Here is a 22,197-nt window from a genome sequence, read left to right as displayed (position 1 = left end):
ACCTCTGGAGGTGGGAAGAGCACGACCATGCCCGAACAAAGTGTGAAGTTGTGTATCTTCCGGCACTGAATCAGCTTCACCCTGGCTTCCGCTTCGGTCTTGCTTGCTACCACCGCAGCCCTTGTCGCGGGTCAACGATGGGCCAAAGCCTGCTCGCCCCATGACCCTGACCCCTGCGGTGGTGGTGATCGGAGGCGGCCAGGCGGGACTGTCCCTGGCCAGCTGTCTACGGCAACGGCGCATCGAGCCCCTGGTGCTGGAGCGTCACCGGATCGCCCACGCCTGGCAGCACCAGCGCTGGGACTCCTTCTGCCTGGTCACCCCCAACTGGCAGTGCCGCCTTCCCGGCTTCCCCTACGACGGTGACGACCCCCACGGGTTCATGGGCCGCGAGGCGATCGTGGCCTATCTGCAACGTTTCGCCGAGCGGGCGGCGGTGCCGGTGCGGGAGGGGGTGAGCGTCGAACGGCTGCAGAGCAGCGGCGACGGCTACCGCCTGCTCACCAGCGCCGGGGTGATCGAAGCTGAGCAGGTGGTGATCGCCACCGGCGCCTACCACCGCCCTCGGCGCCATCCGCTGGCCGAGCGGCTGCCCGCCACGGTGCTCCAGCTCGATGCCCGGGACTACCGCCGCCCCGACCAGTTGCCGGTGGGCCCGGTGCTGGTGGTCGGCAGTGGCCAGTCGGGCTGCCAGATCGCTGAAGACCTCGCCCTGGCCGGCCGCCGGGTGCATCTGAGCGTGGGCTCTGCGCCACGTTCGCCCCGCCGCTACCGCGGCCGCGACGTGGTCGAGTGGCTGGAGCGGATGGGGGTCTACGACACCCCGATCGATGCCCACGAGGATCCCCGCGCCGTGCGCCACAAGACCAACCACTACCTCACGGGCCGCGACGGCGGCCGTGAGATCGACCTGCGCCAGCGTGCCCGCGAGGGCATGGTGCTGCACGGCCGTCTGGAGGGCATCAGCCCCACGGGTCTGAGTTTTGCCGCCAACCTGGCCGCCAACCTCGAGGCCGCCGATGCCGTCTACCGGCGCATCCGCGGCAGCATCGACGCCTGGATCGCGGATCAGGGACTGGCGGCGCCGATCGATCCGCCTTACGAACCCTGCTGGAGCCCCCCACCGGACGGGAGCGGCTCCAGGTTGGAGCTGGCCGAGGAACCCCTGGCGGCGGTGATCTGGTGCACCGGCTACCGCGCCGATTTCAGCTGGGTGGAGGTGCCGGTCTTCGATGGCGGCGGCGAGCCGGTCCACCAGCGGGGCGTCACCCAGGCGCCTGGTCTCTATTTCATCGGTCTGCCCTGGCTGCACACCTGGGGGTCGGGCCGCTTCTGCGGCGTCGGCGGGGATGCCGATCATCTGGCGCAGGTGATCCAGCGACGCCAGCTGCGGCGCGATGGCAGCCAGGAGACTCTGGAGTGCACGGCGCTGCTGGGCTCATGACGGCGACTGGCCCGGGCCTCGATCTGGCCCATGGGAGAGACAGCCGTGGCACCGGCGGGCTGATTCCCGCGGAAGTGCTGCGCCAGCTCAACGGCCGCCGCGATGGCCCTGCCTGGCGGCAGCTGGCCGGCCACGGCGGGCTGATCCTGGGGGCCGGACTGGTCTGGGGCCATGCCGCCCTGCCCTGGGCGCTGCGGCTGGCGGCCCTGCTGCTGCTCGGCTGGGGCCTGGCCTTCGCCTTCTGCGCCATGCACGAATGCGGCCACCGCACCGCCTTCGCCAGCCGCCGCGTCAACGACACCGTGGCCTGGTGGGCCGGGGTGCTCAGTTTCTACAACGCTGACTTCTACCGCCGTTACCACCAGTGGCACCACCGCCACACCCAGCAGCTCGGGCTGGATCCGGAGCTGGAGTCGGCGCCGCCCGACACGCGGAGGGCCTACCTGCTGTCGCTGAGCGGCCTGCCCTGGTGGATCGACAAGCTGCGCGGCCATGCCCGCGGTCTGGTCGGGGATTTCGCGGGTCGCCCCTACATCCCCCCCGAAGCGGCCCCGGCCGTGTGCGCCTCCCTGCGCCGCCAGCTGGCCGTCTACGCCGTGCTGGTGGCCCTCTCCCTGCCGGGCTGGAACGGCGCTCTGTTCTGGTTCTGGCTGCTGCCGCTGGCAGTGGGCCAGCCCCTGCTCCGTTTCGTGCTGCTGGCGGAGCACGGCGGTTGCAGCACCGCCACCGACGCGCTGCGCAACACCCGCACCACCCTCACCCTGGTACCGCTGCGCTGGCTGATGTGGAACATGGCATTTCACGCCGAGCACCACCTGTTCGCCTCGATCCCCTTCCATGCCCTGCCGGCAGCCCACGGCTGGATCGGACCCCGGCTGGTGCACGAGGCTCCCGGCTACCTGGCCCTGCACCGGCGCTTCCTGGCCGATCCCGCCCAGCTGACGCTGCCGACAGCATGAACGCGGCTGCGTCTCCGCCCCGACGGGACGAAACATTCACGCTGGGGGATCTGCCCCTGGCCTGCGGTCGCCTGCTGCCGCAGGCACGACTGGCTTACCGGGTGTTCGGCGAGCTCAACGCCGCACGCTCCAACCTGGTGCTTTACCCCAGCTCCTACGGCGCCTGGCCCGAGGACATCGACTGGGTGGTGGGGCCGATCCTCGATCCAGCGCGGTTCTGTGTGCTGGTGGTGAGCCAGTTCGGCAACGGCCGCTCCAGCAGCCCCAGCAACAGCCCCATGGGCCTGGCGGAGGACGGGTGGGTGATCAGCCACGCCGACAACGTGGCCGCCCAGCAACGCCTGATCCGGGAGGTGTTCGGCGTGGAGCGCCTTGCCCTGATCTACGGCTGGTCGATGGGGGCCCAGCAGGCCTACCACTGGGCAGCCCTGGAGCCAGGGGCGGTGGAGCGGATCTGCTGCCTCTGTGGCACGGCCCGCACCACGCCCCACAACCGCCTGTTCCTGCTCAGCCTGCGCCAGGCCCTCACCGCCGATCCCGCCTGGGATGGACGGCGCTTCAGAGCAACCCCCGAGCAGGGCCTGCGCACCTTCGCCCTGATCTACGCCAGCTGGGCCGCCAGCCAGCCCTACTACCGGCAGGGCCGGCACGAGGCGCTGGGCTACAGCAGCGTGGACGACTACGTGGAGCGCAGCTGGCTGCCCGCCTACCGCCGCCATGACCCCCGTGATCTGCTGGCGATGCTCGACACCTGGCTGGCCAACGATCTCGGCGCCGCCGTGGGGGCGGCCCGGGGGGATGGCAGGCCCATGGAGCTGGCCGCCGCCCTGGGGCGGATCACGGCCCGCACCACGGTGATCGCCGGCTCCCACGACCTCTACTTCCCCCCCGACGACTGCGCCGCTGAAGCCGCCTGCATTCCCGGCGCCCGCTTCGAGCGGCTGGAGTCGGTGCTGGGGCACCGGGCCGGCAATCCCCGCGACGCGCCACGGGAGCAGGCCTTGATCCGCGCCGCCCTGGAGCACCTTTGCCACGATTGAGCCCATGACCGACCTGGCCCGCTACGCCGCCGACCACGGCCTTCGCCATTTCCTCTTCTCCTTCTCGGATCTGTTCGGGGTGCAACGGGCCAAGCTGGTGCCTGCCAGCGCCGCCAACCAGCTGGCCCGCGATGGCGCCGGCTTTGCAGGCTTCGCCGCCTGGCTGGCGATGACTCCGGCTGATCCCGACGTGCTCGGCCTGCCCGATCCCGCCAGCCTGGCGGTGCTTCCCTGGCAGCGCAGCGTGGCCTGGGTGGCCACCGATCTGCAGGTGGAGGGCCGGCCGCTTGAGCAGTCCCCGCGCTGGGTGTTGCGCCGCCAGCTGGAGCGGGTGGCCCAGCTGGGCTACAGCTTCCGCACGGGGGTGGAGGCGGAGTTCTTTCTGCTGCAGCCCGGCGGCACAGCGATCGCCGATACCCACGACACCCAGAGCAAGCCCTGCTACGACCAGCTGGCGCTGATGCGCCAGTTCGAGCTGATCGGCGGCCTGCTGGAGGCGATGGAGGAGCTGGGCTGGGGTCCGTACCAGGCCGATCACGAGGATGCCAACGGCCAGTTCGAGATCAACTGGACCTTCGCCGATGCGCTGGTGACCGCCGACCGCCACGCCCTGTTCCGGGTGATGGCCCAGGCGATGGCGGAACCCATGGGCGCTCGGGTGAGCTTCGCTCCCAAGCCCTTCCCCCAGCTCACCGGCAGCGGCGCCCACCTGCACCATTCCCTCTGGGACGCCTCAGGCCGCAACCTCTTCCACGACCCCCGCGGCGAGCTGGGCCTCTCGCCGCTGGCCTATCACTTCCTGGCGGGTCTGCTGGCGCATGCCCCGGCCCTGTGCGCGATCACCAATCCCACCGCCGAGAGCTACGCGCGGCTCGGAGGCCAGACCACCAACTCCGGCGCCACCTGGTCACCGGGCTGGATCAGCTACGGCGGCAACAACCGCAGCCACATGGTGCGCCTCCCCGACGACCAGCGCCTGGAGCTGCGCCTGCCCGACAGTGCCGCCAACCCCTACCTGCTGCCGGCGGCGGTGCTGGCCGCCGGCCTCGACGGCCTCGAGCGGCAGCTCGAAGCCGGCCCCCGCAACGACGCCAACCTCTACACCGACCCGCCGGCTGCCGGCACCGCGACCGAGCTGCCCGCCAGCCTCGAGGAGGCCCTGGCCGCCTTCGCCGCCGACACGGTGCTGCGCGAGGCCCTGGGGGAACCCTTCTGTGTGGCCTACGAGAGCCTCAGGCGAAAGCACGGCTGAAGGGCTGAGGATGGTGTGCCCAGGTCCCTGGTGTTGCCTCGATGTCGCTCCTCTCCAACGCCATGGTGGCCAGCAGCGCGGCGGCCGCCGCAGCGATCGGGAGTCTGGCCTTCCCGGCACTGTCGGCGGAAGTTGGGCCCGCGCCAGCGCCGCCTGCCGCTCTGGCGCGACGCCTGGAGGCGGTGACCGGCAAGGAGATGTACCGCCACAGCACCTGGGGCTGGCGGGTGGTGGAGGAGAGCAGCGGCGCGGTGCTGCTGGAGCGCAACAGCGCCCAGATGTTCGTGCCGGGCTCGATCATGAAGACCTACAGCACCGCCGCCGTGCTGAAGGAGTACGGAGCCGACCACCGCTTCCGCACCCCGATCCACCAGCTGGGCACGGTGCGCAACGGCGTGCTCGACGGCCACCTGGTGCTGGTGGGCTCCGGTGATTTCAGCTTCGGCCTGCGCGAGCGGCCCGACGGCAGCCTCGGGTTCAACAGCCTGCCCCGGATCGATCACAACTACGCCAGCACCGGATTTCCGGGCGTGGCCCTGCTTCCCGACAGCGATCCCCTCAGGGCCCTCGACCAGCTGGCGGGCCAGGTGCGCTCCGGCGGCATCCGCAGGGTGCGGGGTGATGTGGCCATCGACGATCGCCTGTTCAACACCTATTCGGGCTGGCCCGATGGCCTGATCGCGCCGATCTGGGTGAACGAGAACCTGCTCGACATCACCACCCGCCCTGGTCGGCCCGGCGAACCTGCCCTGGTGGACTGGCGACCGCGCACCACTGCGCTGAGCGTGGTGTCGCAGGTGACGACGGTGGCGGAGGGCACGGCCACCGAGCCGTTGCAGGTGGAGCCGCTCGATGGGGGGCGGGTGCGAATCAGCGGCCGGATCGCTGCCGATGCCCCGCCGCAGATCAGCACCGCCGAGATCCGCCGACCCGCTGATTTCGCGCGCACTGCCCTGATCGAAGCCCTCGAGCGCGCCGGCGTGGCGGTGGACGCCCCGGCCACAGGGGGGAACCCGGCGGCGATCCTGCCGGCCGGCAGCGGAGCCTATGCCGGTGCCCCGAAGCTGGCTGAGCACGTCTCGCCGCCGCTCTCGGAATTCGTGAAGGTGATCCTGAAGATCAGCTACAACCGCGGCGCCGATCTGATGGTCTGCCTGGTGGCGGTGAAGGCGGGCAGCCGTGACTGCCCCGACGGCCTGGCGCGGGAGCTGGAGGTCATCACCGCCCTGGGCGTGTCTCCCGCCAGCACCCTGGTGGAGGACGGGGCCGGCTCCATCGACAGCAGCCGCACCTCCCCGATCGATCAGACCACCCTGCTGCGCCGCCTGCTGCAGGAACCCTGGGGCCAGGCCCTGCGGCAGGGGCTGCCGGTGATGGGGGTGGATGGCACCCAGGCGCAGAATCAGGTGGGCACCCCGGCAGCGGGCAGGATCCGGCTCAAGGACGGCTCCAGGGTGATGGGCAGCGCCAGCGGCCAGATGTCGATCCCCGCCAAGACCCAGGTGGGCTACATCGAGGCCGCCAGCGGCCGGCGGCTGGTGTATGCCCTGTATCTCAACAATGTGCCCACCAGCCCCGCCATCCTGCTGAGCAGCTTCGAAACCGCAGACCGCGATCTCGCCGCGATCGCGGCGGCCTTTCAGGAGGCCTTCTGATGGGGGCCCTGCCTGTGAGGGCGGCACTGTTCGCCCTGGCGCTCGTGCCCGCCGGCTCCGCCGCGCCGGCCCTGGCGGAGAAAGCCCTGGCAGAGGCGGCCCCTCCTGCGGCGGTGGCGGCAGTGATGAACAAGCCGCGTTACGCGGGGGCGAGCTGGAGCCTGCTGGTGAGCGATCTCTCCAGCGGCCGCACGCTGATGGCGCTCAACCCCGATCAACTGGCCTTCACCGGATCCGTCCGCAAGCTGTTCTCGGTGGGCCGGGCCCTGCAGACCCTGGGGGCCGAGCACCGGGTCGAGACGACCGTGCTCCGGCGGGGCCCAAGGCAAGGGGGTCGCCTGGCGGGCGATCTGGTGCTGGTTGCCGGAGGCGACCTCACCTTCGGCGGCCGGCAACCGGCCGATGGCGGCGTGGCCTTCACGGCCTTCGATCACAACGATGCCAACAACCTCGGCACAGCCCTGCTGACGCCGCAGGATCCGCTGCAGGCACTCGACGCCCTCGCGCGCCAGGTGCGGCAGGCAGGGATCAGCCAGGTGGAGGGTGATCTGGTAGTCGACGATCGGCTGTTTCCGGCCTACCGGGTCCCCAACGGCAATCTGCTGATCACACCGATTCTGGTGAACGAGAACATGGTCGACGTGTCGGTGACACCCACAGCCGTGGGGGAACCGGCCCGGGTCGACTGGCGGCCCCGCAGCGCCGCGTTCCAGCTGAAGTCCAGCGTTCGCACCGTGGCGGCGGGGGAGGAGGCCGTTCTCGAGCTCTCCGGTGAGGGGCGGATCGACTGCCGCTGGCGGGAACCCTGCACGGGCGCCATCAGCGGCACGATCCCCCTCGACTACCGGGCTCCCCTCTCCGGCAGCCCGGTGGCGGTGCGCACGTTCCGAATCGAGGATCCCGCCTCCTATGCCCGGATCGCCTTCCGCGAAGCCCTCGCCCGGGCCGGCGTGGACGTGCAGGCCCCCCTGGAGGCCCCGAACAATCGTGCCCTTCTCGAGCGAGCCGACCCAGGGGAAGCGGAGCAGACGGTGGCTTCCTGGCGCTCGGCACCCTACGACGAACTGGCCCGGTTGATCCTGAAGGTGAGCCTCAACCTGGGGGCCAACCTCAGCCTCACCCAGGTGGGGCTGAGCGAGGGGGAGCGCCGCGTCGAGGGGGCGCTGGCCGCCGAACGGGCGACCTGATCAGGCAGGGTCTGAGCCCCCAGAGCTTCCGGTTTCCCACCAACGGCAGCGGCAGCCCCGACAGCCAGGCCACGGCTCGGGCGGTGGTGCAGTGGCTGGGGATCATGCAACGCAGCCCCCAGGCCGCCGTGTTCCGTGCAGCGCTGCCGGTGCTGGGCGTGGATGGATCGCTGGCCGAAACCGGTCGGAATCTTGCCGCCCGCGGGGAGGTGATGGCCAAGACGGGCACCACGATCGATTCCACGGGCCTCAGGGCCCAGGTGCTGGCGGGCTACCTGCGCAGCCGCAGCGGCAGGGATCTGGCGTTTGCGTTGTTCGTGAACGACGCCGGCCCGGTGAGCGCGATCAGCGATGTGGCCGAGGTGTTCGAGGATCAGGCGGTGATCACCGATCTGATCCGCAGCTGGAGCCCCTGACCCAGGCAAGGCCCGCCTGGCTGACGCTCGCTTCATTCGTGAAGGTGATGCTGAAGATCAGCGACAACAAGGCCTCAAGCCACTGGAGCATCTGAACAACCCGATACAATCGGCACATGCTAAAAACTGTGGCCTGGAACTGATCACTATCCCCCATCACCCTGCCTTCACAGACTACAAACAGGCCTACGCGAATAAGGTGGTCGACCAATCCTCCCTTTAGAGGAGATGCTGATCAACAACCCGCTGCTTTCGGTTGAGCCAGCTGCACTCTCGGCCCTCCTGATCCCGAGCCGATCAAGTCCCCGGCCATGGTCATCGGAACCTGCCGCGGGCACACTGGTGAAGCAGCAACGACAGAGCCACATCGAATCATGGACGACTCATCACAGCGCGATCAGGGCACTCCCATTGTCGTCACCCAGGGGGGTAACGGCACCGCGATCGGTCTGATCGTGGCCGCCATCATCCTGGGAGGCGCCGCGGTCTGGGCCGTGAGCATCTGGTCCGACACCCAGCTCAAGATGATCCAGGCGCCCGCTGAGGCCATCAAGGAGGGGATCAAGGGAGCTGCCGAGGCCATCACACCAGGCCAGTGAGCTCGCCAGGCTCACACCACCTCCAGAACCCCCCGAACCATCGCCATGCCGCAGTGGAAGGGATACTCCCCGGGCTCCATCGCCGGCAACTCCAGGCTGGTGCGCGCGTTCAGGGTTAGATCGAGGCTGCGCCGAAAGTCGGGAACGATCACCTTGGCCACGCAGCCGCTGGGATCGAGGCGGTGAAAGGTGAGGCGCACCGGGCGGCCGGCGATCAGCCTGACCCGGGCTGGGGAGTAGCCGCCATCAACGGTGATCGTGATCTCCTGCAGGCCACGCTCCCCTTCCCGGGCGGCCACGGCCTCGCCATGGCGGGCGAGAAACCACCAGAGTTCGGCGGCGATCAGCGCCAGGCCGGCGGCGGTCACCGCCAGCCGGAGCACCAGGGGCTGCTCGATCGTGCGCCAGAGCGGTTCGCCGCTGGTCAGGGCTGCGGCAGCGGCAACGAAGCTGGTCATCAGCTGGCGGCAAGGGGAGTGGGCCGGAAGCGGCGCAGCCTCAGGGCATTGCTCACCACCGACACGGAGCTGAAGGCCATGGCAGCGCCGGCGATCATCGGGCTCAGCAGCCAGCCGGTGAGCGGGAAGAGCAGGCCGGCGGCGATCGGCAGGCCCGCCACGTTGTAGGCGAAGGCAAACACCAGGTTCTGGCGGATGTTGGCCATGGTGTGGCGGCTGAGTTCGATCGCCGCCGGCACGCCGGCCAGGTTGCCGGAGATCAGGGTGATGTCGCTGGCGGCGATCGCCACATCGGTGCCGGTGCCCATCGCCAGGCCCACATCGGCCGCCGCCAGGGCCGGCGCGTCGTTGATTCCATCGCCCACCATCGCCACCGGGCCCTCCCCCTGCTCCTGCAGCCGGCGGATCACAGCAGCCTTGTCGGCGGGGCGCACCTCCGCGATCACCCGCTCGATCCCCACCTGGGAGGCCACCACCTCGGCGGTGCGGCGGGCGTCACCGCTGAGCATCACCACCTCAATACCCAGACGCCTCAGGGCGGCCACGGCGGCAACCGCGCTGGGCTTGAGCGGATCGGCGATGCCGAAGCAGGCTTCGATCCGCCCGTCCACAGCCACCGCCGCCACGCTGCAGGCCGATCCCTCCAGCCGTGCAGCCAGGGGCTCGAGTGCCGTGATCTCGAGGCCAAGCTCGCTGAGCCAGCGGGGGGTGCCCACCAGCACGTTCATTCCGCCGGTGCGGCCTTTGACGCCCCGGCCCGCCACCGCCTCGAAGCCCTCCACGGCGGGCAGCTGCGGATCCTGGAGCTGGGGGCGGCTGAAGGCCACGATCGCCTCGGCCAGCGGATGCTCCGAACGCTCCTCCAGGGCCGCCACGGCGGCCAGCAGGGCCTGGGCCGGCAGCCGGCCAGCGGGCAGGCGCTCGAAATCGGTGACTGCCGGCTGCCCGCGGGTGAGGGTGCCGGTCTTGTCGAGCACGATGGTGCGCAGACCGCCGGCGGTTTCCAGGGCTTTGGCGCTGCGGAAGATCAGCCCGTTCTCCGCTCCCTTGCCGGAGGCCACCATGATCGAGGTGGGCGTCGCCAGGCCAAGAGCGCAGGGGCAGGCGATCACCAGCACGCTGACCAGAAACAGCATCGCCAGCACCGGGTTGCCGCTGACCAGGAACCAGACCACGAAAGCGGCGATGGCCAGGGCGATCACCGCCGGCACGAACCAGCCCACCACCTGATCGGCCAGACGCTGCACCCGGGTGCGCGAGCTCTGGGCCTGGCGCACCAGCTCCACGATCTGGGCCAGCACCGTGCCTGTGCCCACCCGGCTGACGCGGAAGCTGAAACTGCCGCTGCGGTTCATCGAGGCGCCGATCACGGCGTCGCCGGGCCCCTTCTCCACCGGGGTCGGCTCGCCGGTGAGCATCGACTCCTCCACCCAGGAGTTGCCCTCCTCCACCACCCCATCCACGGGCAGCTTCTCCCCGGGACGCACCTGGACCAGATCGCCCACCACCACAAGGGCCACCGGGATCTCCTGCACAGCCCCGTCGCGCAGCACCCGGGCCGTGGGCGGCTGCAACTGCAGCAACCGCCGGATCGCCTCCGAGGTCTGGCCGCGGGCACGGGCCTCCATCAGGCTGCCCAGCAGCACCAGGGTGAGGATCACCACAGCAGTTTCGTAGTACACATCGGCCGGCAGCCCCTCGTTGGTGAGCAGCTGCGGGGCAAGGGTGGCCACCAGCGAGGTGAGCCAGGCGATGCCTGTGCCGGCCGCCACAAGGGTGTTCATGTCGGCGCTGTGCTGGCGAAAGGCCGCCCAGGCGCCCGTGAAGAACTCCCGACCGCACCAGAACAACACCGGTGCGGAGAGCACCAGCTGGGTCCAGGGGCTGGTGAACCAGCCGGGCAGAAACGGCAGGGCATGGACGCCGAGCATGTGCGGCAGGCTGGAGAGCATCACCAGAGCGGTGAGCACAGCCGCCACAGTCACCTTGCGGCGCAGCAGGGTGAGTTCATGGGCCAGCTCCCGCTCCATCCCCGACGCCGATCCGGCCAGGTCATCGGCATGGCAGCAGGAGGGGCCGGCAGATGGCGAGCTCATCGAGGGCCTCGGATCAAGGGCTGGTCCATCGCAAGGGGCCATGCCTTCAACCTATGGGCTCCAGCCCAGTGGAGGGTCAAGCCCCTTCCTCAAGTCGTAGCCCCGTTCAAGACCTTGGGACTCACCCTGGAGACGATCCTCTGGGGAACATCGCCGTGATCGGCCCGAATCTCAAGGTCTGATGGGGTCCCAACACGAGCGGGTGTGACCACCATGAAGGGGGAAGATCCTGCCAGGAGGCGTCATTCCCATAGCCCATCAACCCCTTGGCCGCAGGCGCCCGCGTCCCCTGATCGCACCACTGGTGTCAGCAGCCTGCGCCCTCACTCTGCTGACACCACCGGTGGCGATGCAACCAGCCCACAGCCAGGGCTGGGGTGGCCAGGCCAGTCCGGGGCGGATGGGCATGGGGTACTCGGATCAGCACTTCATCGTGCGCATGATTCCCCATCACGACGGGGCCATCGCCATGGCGGACCTGGCCCTCACCCGGGCACGCCGGCCCGAGGTCAAGGCCCTCGCCCGCAGCATCAAGGACAGTCAGACGCAGGAGAACGCCCAGATGCGCGCCTGGTACCGCAAGTGGTATGGGCAGGAGGCCCCCACGTGGTCACTGGGTGCCGGCTGGGGCTGGCAGGGCGGCATGGGTGGCCACATGGGGATGGGTGGCGGCATGGGCCTGGGGATGCAAGGGGGCACCAACCTCGCCGCCCTGCGCCAGGCCGCCGACTTCGATCGCGCCTTCATCGAGCAGATGATTCCCCACCACCAGATGGGCGTGATGATGGCCTCGATGGCCCAGATCAATTCCCAGCACCCGGAGCTGCGTTCGCTGCAGGAGTCGATGGTGCGGGTGCAGAGCGAGGAGATCAGCCAGATGGAGCAGTGGTATCGCAGCTGGTACTGAGCCGCCATGACAGCCGACGAGGAAGTCCTGCTCGCCGTGCACACCACGGTGGCCCACCACGACGACGCCAGGCGGCTGGCGCGGCAGGTGATCAGGGACGGGCTGGCGGCCTGTGCCCAGCTGGAGCCGATCGAAAGCCTCTACATCTGGAAGGGGGAGCTGGTGGAGGAGCAGGAGATCCGGATCACCTTCAAGACCACCCGACAGCGCCGGCAGGCACTGATGGAGGTGATTCGTGAGGCTCATCCCTACGACATCCCCGCGATCACGGCCACGCCCCTGCAGGATCCCGATCCCGCTTACGAGCGCTGGGTGATCGAGCAAACGCAGCCCAAGGCCTGAACTTGGGACGTCAGGATGGCAGCCTCGCCGCGATCCCAGCGCCCCGATGAACTCCAGTGCCATCCACGCCGGCCCGGTGATCGGCTCGCCGCCGCCACCCCCCTGGGTGGACGCGCGCACACCCCTGGGCCGGCTGATCGCCGCGGCGCTGGCGGTGGAGCCCTTACGCCAGCTGCTGTTCCTGCAGGCCCGGCGGATGATGATCCGCACAGCCGAAACCAGAGGCATCCCCTGGCGTCAGCGGCGCGAACAGCTGCGCCAGCAGGCGGAGCCACTGCTGAGCGCCAGCACCGAGGCGGCCGTGGTGGCCCCGCCCTATTACCGGGCCCGCTTCCACGCCTATGCCGAGGGGAACCTCTGCTGGGACGCGGCCTGTGAGGCGGAGCAGGCCACTGATTCGGTGGCCCTGCGGGTGTGGAAAGAAGAGAAGCAACTCAGCCCCACAGCCGCCCAGCAACGCATGCGCGACGGCATCTATGCCGCGATCCAACCCAGCCTCAGGGGCCCGGTGCACAACGTCCTCGACATCGGCTGTTCCGTGGGAGTGGGCACCCTGGCCCTGGCCGACTGGCTGGAGCAGCACGGCCACCGCGGCGTGCGGGTGAGCGGCCTCGACCTCTCCCCCCAGATGCTGGCGGTGGCGCGGGTGCGCGACACCGGCGGCCGCATCGCGGCCTGGCACCACGGCGCCGCCGAAGCCACGGGCCTGCCGGCAGAGAGCTTCGATCTGATCACCGCTCAGTTCCTCTGCCATGAACTGCCGAGCGACGCCACCCGCGCTGTGCTCGGCGAAGCGGCGCGTCTGCTACGGCCCCAGGGCGTGCTGGCCCTGGTGGACCAGGATCCGGAAGCGGAGGCGATCCGCGCCATGCCCCCGGCCCTGGCCACCCTGCTCAAGGCCACCGAGCCCTACCTCGAGGACTACTTCCGTCTCGATCTGCCCGCCGCCCTGGCCGAGGCCGGTTTCAGCGCGATCCGCCGGGTGGCCTCCGACCACCGCCACCGGGTGCTGGTGGCGACCAGACCGTGATCCGCGTGCGGCTGTTCGCCGGGCTGCGGGAGCGGGCCGGCTGGGGAGAGCAACAGGTGCCCACCCCGGCCGGATCCCCCCCGCCCACACCGGCGCACCTCTGGCGGCAGCTGGCCCTGGGGGAGACCATTCCGCCCCAGGTGCGCGTGGCGGTGAACCAGTCCTTCGCCGCCGCCGATCAGCAGCTCCAGCCCGGCGATGAGGTGGCCTTCCTGCCCCCGATCAGTGGCGGCTGAGCGGGTGTTGCACCTCCATCCCGCCCGCTTCGATCCCCTCGCCGCCCTGGCCGAATGGCAGCAGGGCCTGACGGCCGCGGGCGCTGAAGCGCCGGCGGCGGAAGCCCATTTCATCGGCCGTGTGCGCGGCCGCACCGCCAGCGGCGCACCGCTCGAAGCCCTGGAGCTGGAGCACTACCCCGGCATGACCGAGGTCCAGATCGAGCGGATCGCCGCCACCATCACCAGCCGCCACGGCCTGTTGGCGGTGCGGGTGGATCACCGGGTGGGCCGGGTGCTGCCTGGGGAAGCGATCGTGCTGGTGGCGGTGGCCGCCGACCGGCGCGGCCCGGCCCAGCGCGGCGGCCAGGAGCTGCTTGAAGCGCTCAAGCACGAGGCCCCCTTCTGGAAACGGGAGTGGAGCGGCGGCCTGGGCACCTGGGTGGAGGGCAACACGGCGTTCTGAGCCAGCAGGACATGCGCACCAGCGGCCTTCAGAAGATCGGCAGGCGCAGCAATTGCGCCCACAACTCGCTGCCCGCCGCCAGCGCGCCCAGCTCCGCCGGAATCTCCAGCAGCAGGTCGGCGCCCTGCAGCGAACCGATGCGGGAGGAGGCCTGGCTGCCCTCCACCAGCGCCAGCAGCTCCCCCTCGGGTCCCACCTGCAGGCGGGCGCGGGCCAGCTCAGGGCGGCCAGCGCCCCGCTTCAGATCGGCGGCCAGGCGCACCTTCAGGCGCGGCAGGGGCTCCACCGGCGCCCCCTCCAGCCGCTGCAGGGCCGGCACCAGCAGCTGCAGGGCCGTGATCGCCGCCGCCACCGGATTGCCCGGCAGCCCGAAGAACGGCGTGCCCAACAGCTCGCCGAAGGCGAAGGGCCGCCCGGGCTTGAGAAACAGCTTCCAGAAGGCCACCGATCCCAGCTCCGCCAGCAGCGGCCGGATCCAGTCGCTGTCGCCCGCCGACACACCGCCGGTGCTGACCACCACGTCGCAGCCGGCCGCCAGCTCCAGCAGCGCCGCCCGCAGGGCGGCGGGCTGATCGGCCACCAGCCGCCGCTCGACCACCACCACCCCCAGCCGCTCCAGCAACGCCACCAGCAGCGTGCCGTTGCTCTCCCAGATCTGCCCGGGCCCGCGGGCGCTGCCCGCCGGCACCAGTTCATCGCCGGTGATCAGCAGCCCCAGGCGTGGCCGCGGCCGCAGCGCCAGCTCCGCCACCCCGCAGCTGGCCAGCCGTCCGAGGTCGGCGGGACCGAGGCGCACCCCGGCGCCCAGCAGCACCTGGCCGGCGGCGGCCTCCTCGTCGGCGGCGCGGATCCAGGGGTTGGGCCCCGCCTCGCGAATCAAGCTGAGGCGCTCGCCATCGGCTTCCACCAGCTCCTGGGGCAGCACCCGGGTGGCCCCCTCCGGCAGTGGGGCACCGGTGAGGATGCGGATCGCTTCACCCTCCGCCAGGGGCCGGGGATAGGGGGCGCCCGGCGCCGAGCGGCCCAGCAGGGGCCACGAGTGTCCCACCTGCGGGACACTCGCCGCGGCCAGGGCATAGCCATCCATGATCGAGGCCCGAAAGCCCGGCACCGTCTGCGCGGCGAGCACCGGCCGGGCACTCACCCGCCCGAGGGCCTGCTGCAGCGGCAGCATGTCGCTGCCGGCCAGGGGCACCAGGGAGGCGAGCAGCTGGCGGCGGGCCTCCTCCAGGGGCAGGCCTTCGCGGGGGTAGGGCTCTGGCGATGCAGTGCTGCTGCTCATCGGGGCTCTCGGCTCAGGAGGGCACGGCTCCCGGATGGTGCCAGGTGCCCTGGCGTCCCCCCGTCTTGCTCAGCAGCCGCACCGGGCCGATGGTCATGGCCGGATCGGCGGATTTCACCATGTCGTAGAGGGTGAGCAGTCCCACCTGCACGGCGGTGAGAGCTTCCATCTCCACCCCGGTGGGGCCGGTGGTGCGGGCCGCTGCTTCGAGGCGAAGGCCGCGCCCATCGGCGCTGGGCTCGATGCGCACCTCCAGGCCGGTGAGGGCGATCGGATGGCAGAGGGGGATCAGCTCCCAGGTGCGCTTGGCCCCCTGGATCGCCGCCACCCGCGCCACCGCCAGCACATCCCCCTTGGGGGCGCGCCCCTCGAGCACCAGCGCCAGCACCGACGCCTCCATGGTCAGGAACCCCTCAGCCACGGCACGGCGATCGGTGGCGGGGCGGTCGCCCACCTCCACCATGTGCACCTCACCGCCGGCGGTGAGATGGCTGAGCCGGCCCCGAGCTGCGTCCATGCCGGCGATCATGGCCGGTCAGGATCACTTCTTCATCATCGAGTCCTTGTCCATGGCCGAGGCGCCCTGGATCGGCGCCCAGGCCATGGTGGCGTTGAACTTCTCGCACCAGATCAGCACCGACTTCTGCTTGCTGAGGTCGACCGAGGCGGGGATCACGTAGGTCTGGCCACCCCTGCTGGATTTCAGGGGCGCCAGCACCGTGTAGCTGCCGGGCTTGATGGAGAACTTGGGGGGCTTGCTCATCGCCAGCGGGGTGGCTGAAGGGCTGAAGGCCAGCTTCAGATCGGGAGCGGTGTCGCTGGTCTTGAAGTCGCGGCTGAGCATCAGCAGCTGCTTGCCGCCCTCCTTCTTGATCACGAAACTGCCGCTCACCGGCGCTTCGGCCTTGATGAAGCTGCCCTTGTGCTGCTTCATGTCGGCGGCCTGGACCGCCAGCGTGGTGGAGGCGCCCAGGGCCAAGGCGGCCACGCCGCGAGCCAGGGTGGAATTCGGGAACAACATGACGGGGTGGATTCGGTTGACGCCCCTTCACTACCGCCGAGCCCTGCAATCGGTTTGCCCGGCACCCCACACCATGGCCACAACCCTGCGCAATCCGAACGACTGCCTCGGCGGTACACCGCTTGTTCCAGCCCGTTCGGCTCTCCGGTGCGCGTGACCACCCCCGAGCCCGCCGCCACCGCACCCCCAGGGGGCGGGCTCCCGGGCCACCCCCCGGCGAGCTATCCGGATCTGGCCGGCCTCTACGACGCCTGCGGCGCCCCGGTGTTCCGGCTCGCCCTGCGGCTCAGTCAGTCGCACCAGGAGGCGGAGGACCTCTGCCACGACGTCTTCCTGCGCTACTGGCAGCAGGGTCGCTACGACCCCACACGGGGGCCCGTGCTGGCCTACCTGCTGATGATGACCCGCTCGATGGCGTTCAACCGCATCGAGCAGCGTCGCAACCGCTGGCAGCTGGTGCAACGCTGGTCGTCGCAGCTGTTTCCCTCAGCCGTGCGCAGCCCCCAGGAAGCCGCCGAGGCCGACGACCTCTGCCAGCGGGTGCGCTCGGCCCTCGAGACGATCCCCGCCAACCAGCGGCAGGTGCTGGAGATGGCCTACTACGAGGGCCTGAGCCAGTCGGCCATCGCCGAACGGCTGCAACTTCCCCTCGGCACCGTCAAGACCCGCTCCCGTCAGGGTCTGATTCGCCTGCGTGACCAGCTGATCGACAGTCGCCTCCAACCATGAGCCGCCACGACACCCACCCCCACGGACCTGGACCGCAGGCCGAGGCCGACCTCGACATGCTGCTGGCCGGCCATGCCCTCGGTGACCTCGACGAGCAGGAGCGGCAGCAGCTGGCGGAGCTCTTGCAGCAGAGGCCCGAGCTGCGCCAGCGCCTCGACGATTTCAGCACCACCCTCGAGCTGCTGCCCCTGGCCCTGCCCGCCGCCGCCATGCCGCCGCAGAGCCTGCGCCAGCGTCTGCTGGATCAGCCACCCCACCGGCGGCCTGCGCTCCTCCCCTGGCTGTTGCCGGCGCTGATGGGCCTCGGTCTGCTGGTGCTGGGCACCCAGCTGCACCAGACCCGGCAGCAACTGGCCCGGGCCCAGCAGCAGGCCGGGATCAGCGGCACGCTCACCACCGCCAGCCGGGAGCTGCCGCTCCAGGCCATGGGCGGCGAGGGCGGCGCCAGCGGCAAGGTGCTGGTCACCGGCAATCCCACCCACAACCTGCTGATGCTCGACGGTCTGCCGCCGCCGCCGCCCAACACCACCTACCGGCTCTGGGCCCGGGTCGACGGACGTGAGGTGGGCTGCGTTCCCTTCGTGCCCGATGGCAAGGGCCATGTGGCCATGCCGATCCCCACCTACCCCACCAGCCGGGCCAGCAGCGTCAGCGTCAGCATCGAATCCATGGACGCGCTGGGGGCCAAGCCCGCCGGGCGCCGCGTTCTCACCAGCACGATCTGAACCCCCCACCGTGACCACTGCCCCCAGCCTCACCACCTCCGGACACGACCGCCTGGAGCCCAGGCAGGCCTTCCCGCCCCTCCGGCGCGGACGCCTGGACACCCTGCAGGTGAACCTCACCTACCGCTGCAACCAGGCCTGCGTCCACTGCCATGTGAATGCCGGCCCGACCCGCACGGAGAGCATGGAGACCGCCACCCTGGCGCTGATCCCCCGGGTGCTCGCCGCCCGGGGTCTGCGCTGCCTCGACCTCACCGGCGGCGCGCCCGAGCTGCATCCCCAGTTCCGGCAGCTGGTGCGCCAGGCCCGCGCCCTGGGGGTGGAGGTGATCGATCGCTGCAACCTCACGATCCTGCAGGAACCTGGCCAGGAGGATCTCGCCGGGTTTCTGGCCGGGCAGGGGGTCACCGTGGTGGCCTCGCTGCCCTGCTACCTCCAGGACAACGTGGAGCGCCAGCGCGGCTCCGGGGTGTTCCAGCGCAGCATCAGCGGCCTGCGCCAGCTCAACGCCCTCGGCTATGGCCGGCCCGGCTCGGGCCTGGAACTCAACCTGGTGTTCAACCCCCAGGGGGCTGTGCTGCCGCCCGAGCAGGGCCCCCTGGAGGCCGACTACCGGCGGGTGCTGCAGGCCGATCACGGCGTGGTGTTCAACCGGCTCTATGCCCTGGCGAACATGCCGGTCCAGCGCTTCGCGGCGGTGCTGAGCGCCCAGGGGGAGCTGGAGGGCTATCGGGAGCTGCTGCGCCGCAGCCACTGCGACGACAACCTGTCCCAGGTGATGTGCCGCCAGCTGATCAGCGTCGACTGGCAGGGCTTCCTCTACGACTGCGATTTCAACCAGCAACTGGGGCTGGCGGCCGCTGGCGATCCGGCCGCCGATGCTGAAAGCGGCTGCGGCGAACGCTCCCATCTGCGCGATCTGCTGCAGCGCGATCCAGCCGGTGATCCGATCCAGGTGGCGGAGCACTGCTTCGGCTGCACCGCCGGCAGCGGCTCCAGCTGCGGTGGGGCCCTGGCGGCATGACACGAAATCCCCTTCGCCGCGGACCCAGCGGCGCATCCTCCAGACGCTGGCTGCTGCTGCTGGCCGTGGTGGGGCTGGTGGCCCTGTTCTTCCTGCTGGATCTGCCCGGGAAGCTCAGCCTCGAGGCCCTGCGCGAGGCCCACGGCAGCCTGCTGGCCTGGCGCGAGCGGGCCCCCTTCGGGGCCGCGGCCCTCTACGGACTGGCCTACGTGGTGGTCACCGGGCTCTCCCTGCCCGGAGCGGCGGTGATGACCCTGGCGGGTGGGGCGATCTTCGGGCTGGGGCTCGGCACCCTGCTGGTGTCGTTCGCCTCCAGCGCCGGCGCCACCATCGCCTTCCTGCTGGCGCGCACCCTCCTGCGGGAGCCGATGCTGAAGCGCTTCGGGGCGCGCCTGGCCTCGATCGAGGAGGGGCTGCGCCGCGATGGGGTGCTCTACCTGCTCAGCCTGCGCCTGGTGCCCGTGTTTCCCTTCTTCCTGGTGAACGTGGTGATGGGGCTGACCCCGATCCGCACGGTCTCCTTTTATCTCACCAGCCAGCTCGGCATGTTGCCGGGCACCCTTGTGTACGTGAACGCCGGCACTCAGCTGGCGCAGTTGCGCAGCCTCGAAGGCATTCTCACGCCGCCGTTGCTGCTGTCGCTGGCGCTGCTGGGGATCTTCCCCTGGATCGCGCGACTGGCGCTGGAGCGCTGGAAGGTCTGGCGGCTCTACCGCCCGTGGACCAGGCCGGCCCGCTTCGATCGCAACCTGATCGTGATCGGCGCCGGGGCAGCAGGCCTGGTCACCGCCTACATCGCCGCAGCCGTGAAGGCCAAGGTGACCCTGATCGAGGCCGAGCGCATGGGCGGCGACTGCCTCAACACCGGCTGCGTGCCCAGCAAGGCCCTGATCGCCACGGCCCGCCAGGCGGCGCGCATGCGCCAGGCCGATCGCTACGGCCTCGAGCCCCACGAGCCCCAGGTGTCGCTGCAGGTGGTGCTGGAGCGGGTGTTCGCCAAGGTGGCGGAGGTGGCCCCCCACGACAGCGTCGAGCGCTACGAGGGGCTGGGGGTTGAGGTGCTGCGCGGCCATGGCCGCCTGATCGACCCCTGGACCGTGGCGATCACCACACGCGATGGCCAGGAGCAACGACTCACGGCGCCGGCGATCGTGCTGGCCACCGGCGCCAGCCCCGTGCTGCCGGATCTCCCGGGGGCCGGGGCAGTCGGCCTGCTCACCAGTGAAACGGTGTGGCAGGCCCTGCGCGACTGCCCCCTGGCCTCACCGCGGATCGTGGTGATGGGCGGCGGTCCGATCGGCTGTGAACTCTCCCAGGCCATGGCCCGGCTGGGGGTCCGGGTCACCCTGCTGCAGCGGGGGCCACGGTTGCTCAGTCGCGAAGACCCCGACGCCGCGGCGGTGGTGCGCCAGGCCCTGGAGGCCGATGGCGTGCAGGTGCTCACGGGTTGCACGGTGCGGGGCTTCGAGCTGCGCCCGGCGGCGGAAGGCGTGGCAGCGGCAACGGCGGTGCTGATCGAGACCGACGGCCCGGAAGGGCCTGAGCCCACCGAGCTGCTCTGTGATCAGGTGCTCTGCGCGATCGGCCGGCGCGCCCGCCTGGAGGGCTATGGCCTCGAGGAGCTCGGCATCCCCACAGGCCGCACGATCGAAACCAACGCCTCCCTGCAGACCCTGTTTCCCAATATCTATGCCGCCGGCGATGTGGCCGGCCCCTGGCAGTTCACCCACACCGCCGCCCACCAGGCCTGGTACGCCGCCGTCAACGCGCTCTTCGGCGACTTTCGACGCTTCCGCGTCGACGGACGGGTGATTCCGCGCACCACCTTCACCGATCCGGAGCTGGCGAGCGTGGGGCTCAGCGAAAGCGAGGCCTCCCGCCAGGGGGTGGCGGTGGAGGTGACCCGATTCCCGCTCCATGAGCTCGATCGGGCGATCGTCGAGAGCGCCGAAACCGGTTTCTTGAAGGTGCTCACCGCCCCTGGCAGCGACCGCCTGCTGGGGGTGACCATCGTGGGCGAGCAGGCCGGTGAACTGCTCGCCGAGTTCGTGCTGGCGATGCGCTGGCGCCTCGGACTCGGCAAGATCCTCTCCACCATCCACGCTTACCCCACCTTCTCGGAAGCCAACAAGTACGCCGCCGGGGCCTGGAAACGGGCCCACGCCCCCCAGCGCACGCTGGCCCTGCTGCAACGCTTTCACACCTGGCGCCGGGGCCATTGACCACGCCGGGCCCATTAACCCGCTCCACCCCGTCCCTTTCCGTTTCGCGATGACCGCTTCACCATCGAGCCCCGGCGTGCGCGAGGCCGTGCAGAGCTATTACGGCAGCACCCTCACCAGCAGCGCTGATCTGCGCACCAGCGCCTGCTGTGATGCCAGCGCCGTTCCTGCCGCCCTCAAGCCCCTGCTCAGCCGCCTCCATCCCGAGGTGCTCTCCCGCTACTACGGCTGTGGCCTGGTCTGCCCACCGCTGCTGGAGGGGGCGCGGGTGCTGGATCTGGGCTGCGGCAGCGGCCGCGACGCCTACCTGCTCGCCCAGCTGGTGGGGCCCAGCGGCACGGTGGTGGGGGTCGACATGACGGCGGAGCAGCTGGCGGTGGCCGAAGCCCACCGCGCCTTTCACACCGCTTGCTTCGGCTACGACAACGTCCGCTTTCTCGAGGGCTACATCGAGCAGCTGGAGCAGCTGGAGCTGGAGGCCGGCAGCTTCGATGTGGTGATCTCCAACTGCGTGGTCAACCTCTCCACCGACAAGCTGGCGGTGCTGCGGGGTGTGCGGCGGTTGCTGAGGCCCGGTGGTGAGTTCTTCTTCGCCGATGTCTACGCCGATCGGCGGGTGCCGAAGGCCCTGCAGTGTGACCCGGTGCTCTACGGCGAATGCCTCAGTGGCGCCCTCTACTGGAACGATTTCCTGCGCCTGGCCCGCCAGGCAGGCTTCGCCGATCCGCGCCTGGTGAACGACCGCCCTCTGGAGATCACCGATCCTGAGCTGGCCCAGCGCACCGGGGAGGTGCGCTTCTTCTCCGCCACCTACCGGCTGTTCCAGATCGACGACCTGGAGGACGCCTGCGAGGACCACGGCCAGGCCGTGATCTACCGGGGCACGATCCCAGGCCACCCCCACCGCCTCGACTTCGACAAACACCACAGCCTCGAAGCAGGCCGGGTGTTTCCCGTCTGCGGCAACACCTTCCGGATGCTTCACCAGAGCCGGCTCGCCCCCCATTTCAGCTTCATCGGCGCCGACTCCAGTGCCCACTTCGGCCTGTTCCCGGGCTGCGGCAGCGAGATGCCCTTCACCGCCGGTGGCCAGCCCGTGGAGGCCGGCTCGTCCTCCTGCTGTTGAGG

23 protein-coding genes are annotated in these 22,197 nt (G+C 70.5%); 18 read left to right on the top strand and 5 right to left on the bottom strand.

Annotated features, from left to right (window positions below; genetic code table 11):
• The first annotated feature begins 160 nt into the window (after nucleotides 1–160).
• The 8 genes from KQ297_RS07260 (at nucleotide 161) to KQ297_RS07225 (ending at nucleotide 8,552) form a co-directional block, all read left to right on the top strand.
• Nucleotides 161–1,444, top strand: a complete 1,284-nt coding sequence (locus KQ297_RS07260) for an MSMEG_0569 family flavin-dependent oxidoreductase (RefSeq protein WP_259738830.1) — start codon at nucleotides 161–163, stop codon at nucleotides 1,442–1,444.
• Nucleotides 1,441–2,403: a fatty acid desaturase gene (locus KQ297_RS07255; protein WP_259738829.1), complete on the top strand. Its 963-nt coding sequence runs from the start codon at nucleotides 1,441–1,443 to the stop codon at nucleotides 2,401–2,403. Before KQ297_RS07260 ends, KQ297_RS07255 begins: the two co-directional genes overlap by 4 nt.
• On the top strand, nucleotides 2,400–3,443 hold the full coding sequence (locus tag KQ297_RS07250) for an alpha/beta fold hydrolase (RefSeq protein WP_259738828.1): 1,044 nt from the start codon (nucleotides 2,400–2,402) through the stop codon (nucleotides 3,441–3,443). Before KQ297_RS07255 ends, KQ297_RS07250 begins: the two co-directional genes overlap by 4 nt.
• Nucleotides 3,444–3,447: 4 nt before the next feature.
• Nucleotides 3,448–4,695 (top strand): type III glutamate--ammonia ligase, encoded by a 1,248-nt coding sequence (gene glnT / locus KQ297_RS07245; protein WP_259738827.1) that lies wholly within the window; start codon nucleotides 3,448–3,450, stop codon nucleotides 4,693–4,695.
• A 41-nt stretch (nucleotides 4,696–4,736) separates the two neighbouring features.
• Nucleotides 4,737–6,350: a D-alanyl-D-alanine carboxypeptidase/D-alanyl-D-alanine-endopeptidase gene (dacB, locus tag KQ297_RS07240; RefSeq protein WP_259738826.1), complete on the top strand. Its 1,614-nt coding sequence runs from the start codon at nucleotides 4,737–4,739 to the stop codon at nucleotides 6,348–6,350.
• Nucleotides 6,350–7,537: a D-alanyl-D-alanine carboxypeptidase gene (locus KQ297_RS07235; RefSeq protein WP_259738825.1), complete on the top strand. Its 1,188-nt coding sequence runs from the start codon at nucleotides 6,350–6,352 to the stop codon at nucleotides 7,535–7,537. The genes dacB and KQ297_RS07235 overlap by 1 nt, the downstream gene beginning before the upstream one ends.
• Entirely contained in the window at nucleotides 7,534–7,953 is a 420-nt protein-coding gene (locus tag KQ297_RS07230; RefSeq protein ID WP_311133988.1) for a D-alanyl-D-alanine carboxypeptidase, read from the top strand. Before KQ297_RS07235 ends, KQ297_RS07230 begins: the two co-directional genes overlap by 4 nt.
• Nucleotides 7,954–8,327: 374 nt before the next feature.
• Nucleotides 8,328–8,552, top strand: coding sequence for a hypothetical protein (locus tag KQ297_RS07225; protein WP_259738824.1), 225 nt, complete (start codon nucleotides 8,328–8,330; stop codon nucleotides 8,550–8,552).
• Between the two features lie 11 nt (nucleotides 8,553–8,563).
• Here the strand turns inward: KQ297_RS07225 and KQ297_RS07220 are convergent, their stop codons facing one another.
• Together KQ297_RS07220 and KQ297_RS07215 are read right to left on the bottom strand one after the other, a co-directional pair.
• Nucleotides 8,564–9,010 (bottom strand): cupredoxin domain-containing protein, encoded by a 447-nt coding sequence (locus KQ297_RS07220; protein ID WP_259738823.1) that lies wholly within the window; start codon nucleotides 9,008–9,010, stop codon nucleotides 8,564–8,566.
• Nucleotides 9,010–11,106, bottom strand: a complete 2,097-nt coding sequence (locus tag KQ297_RS07215; protein ID WP_259738822.1) for a copper-translocating P-type ATPase — start codon at nucleotides 11,104–11,106, stop codon at nucleotides 9,010–9,012. Before KQ297_RS07215 ends, KQ297_RS07220 begins: the two co-directional genes overlap by 1 nt.
• Nucleotides 11,107–11,410: 304 nt before the next feature.
• On the opposite strand from KQ297_RS07215, the gene KQ297_RS07210 reads away from it, so the two are divergent.
• From KQ297_RS07210 to KQ297_RS07190, 5 genes are read left to right on the top strand one after another with little or no spacing between them, the layout of a single operon-like run.
• Entirely contained in the window at nucleotides 11,411–12,013 is a 603-nt protein-coding gene (locus KQ297_RS07210; protein WP_259738821.1) for a DUF305 domain-containing protein, read from the top strand.
• Nucleotides 12,014–12,019: 6 nt separating this feature from the next.
• Nucleotides 12,020–12,355, top strand: a complete 336-nt coding sequence (gene cutA / locus KQ297_RS07205) for a divalent-cation tolerance protein CutA (RefSeq protein WP_259738820.1) — start codon at nucleotides 12,020–12,022, stop codon at nucleotides 12,353–12,355.
• Between the two features lie 46 nt (nucleotides 12,356–12,401).
• Nucleotides 12,402–13,385, top strand: a complete 984-nt coding sequence (locus KQ297_RS07200; RefSeq protein WP_259738819.1) for a class I SAM-dependent methyltransferase — start codon at nucleotides 12,402–12,404, stop codon at nucleotides 13,383–13,385.
• Nucleotides 13,382–13,621 (top strand): MoaD/ThiS family protein, encoded by a 240-nt coding sequence (locus KQ297_RS07195; protein ID WP_259738818.1) that lies wholly within the window; start codon nucleotides 13,382–13,384, stop codon nucleotides 13,619–13,621. The genes KQ297_RS07200 and KQ297_RS07195 overlap by 4 nt, the downstream gene beginning before the upstream one ends.
• Nucleotides 13,584–14,066, top strand: a complete 483-nt coding sequence (locus KQ297_RS07190; protein ID WP_399251404.1) for a molybdenum cofactor biosynthesis protein MoaE — start codon at nucleotides 13,584–13,586, stop codon at nucleotides 14,064–14,066. Before KQ297_RS07195 ends, KQ297_RS07190 begins: the two co-directional genes overlap by 38 nt.
• A gap of 28 nt (nucleotides 14,067–14,094) precedes the next feature.
• Here KQ297_RS07190 and glp read toward each other — a convergent pair whose 3' ends face one another.
• The 3 genes from glp to KQ297_RS07175 are packed head-to-tail and all read right to left on the bottom strand — an operon-like array spanning nucleotide 14,095 to nucleotide 16,369.
• Nucleotides 14,095–15,348 (bottom strand): gephyrin-like molybdotransferase Glp, encoded by a 1,254-nt coding sequence (gene glp / locus KQ297_RS07185; protein WP_259738816.1) that lies wholly within the window; start codon nucleotides 15,346–15,348, stop codon nucleotides 14,095–14,097.
• Between the two features lie 13 nt (nucleotides 15,349–15,361).
• The gene (gene moaC, locus KQ297_RS07180; RefSeq protein WP_259738815.1) at nucleotides 15,362–15,865 is read right to left on the bottom strand and encodes a cyclic pyranopterin monophosphate synthase MoaC; all 504 of its coding nucleotides are present in this window, start codon (nucleotides 15,863–15,865) and stop codon (nucleotides 15,362–15,364) included.
• A 24-nt stretch (nucleotides 15,866–15,889) separates the two neighbouring features.
• A complete protein-coding gene (locus KQ297_RS07175; RefSeq protein ID WP_259738814.1) occupies nucleotides 15,890–16,369 on the bottom strand; it encodes a DM13 domain-containing protein in 480 nt (159 codons plus the stop codon).
• A gap of 153 nt (nucleotides 16,370–16,522) precedes the next feature.
• Here KQ297_RS07175 and KQ297_RS07170 point away from each other — a divergent pair, with 153 nt between their 5' ends.
• From KQ297_RS07170 to KQ297_RS07150, 5 genes are read left to right on the top strand one after another with little or no spacing between them, the layout of a single operon-like run.
• Nucleotides 16,523–17,098 carry a sigma-70 family RNA polymerase sigma factor gene (locus tag KQ297_RS07170; protein WP_259738813.1) on the top strand — a complete coding sequence of 192 codons (576 nt, stop codon included), beginning with the start codon at nucleotides 16,523–16,525 and terminating at the stop codon, nucleotides 17,096–17,098.
• Nucleotides 17,095–17,823 carry an anti-sigma factor gene (locus KQ297_RS07165; RefSeq protein ID WP_259738812.1) on the top strand — a complete coding sequence of 243 codons (729 nt, stop codon included), beginning with the start codon at nucleotides 17,095–17,097 and terminating at the stop codon, nucleotides 17,821–17,823. The genes KQ297_RS07170 and KQ297_RS07165 overlap by 4 nt, the downstream gene beginning before the upstream one ends.
• A 10-nt stretch (nucleotides 17,824–17,833) precedes the next feature.
• Complete coding sequence (gene arsS, locus KQ297_RS07160; RefSeq protein ID WP_259738811.1) at nucleotides 17,834–18,847, top strand: arsenosugar biosynthesis radical SAM (seleno)protein ArsS; 1,014 nt, start codon at nucleotides 17,834–17,836, stop codon at nucleotides 18,845–18,847.
• Nucleotides 18,844–21,069, top strand: coding sequence for an FAD-dependent oxidoreductase (locus KQ297_RS07155; RefSeq protein ID WP_259738810.1), 2,226 nt, complete (start codon nucleotides 18,844–18,846; stop codon nucleotides 21,067–21,069). The genes arsS and KQ297_RS07155 overlap by 4 nt, the downstream gene beginning before the upstream one ends.
• A gap of 49 nt (nucleotides 21,070–21,118) precedes the next feature.
• The gene (locus tag KQ297_RS07150; RefSeq protein ID WP_259738809.1) at nucleotides 21,119–22,195 is read left to right on the top strand and encodes a methyltransferase domain-containing protein; all 1,077 of its coding nucleotides are present in this window, start codon (nucleotides 21,119–21,121) and stop codon (nucleotides 22,193–22,195) included.
• Nucleotides 22,196–22,197 lie beyond the last annotated feature (2 nt).

Source organism: Synechococcus sp. CS-205 (assembly GCF_025128255.1).
GTDB lineage: Bacteria > Cyanobacteriota > Cyanobacteriia > PCC-6307 > Cyanobiaceae > Regnicoccus_A.
This window is presented reverse-complemented; position numbering and strand designations above follow the sequence as displayed.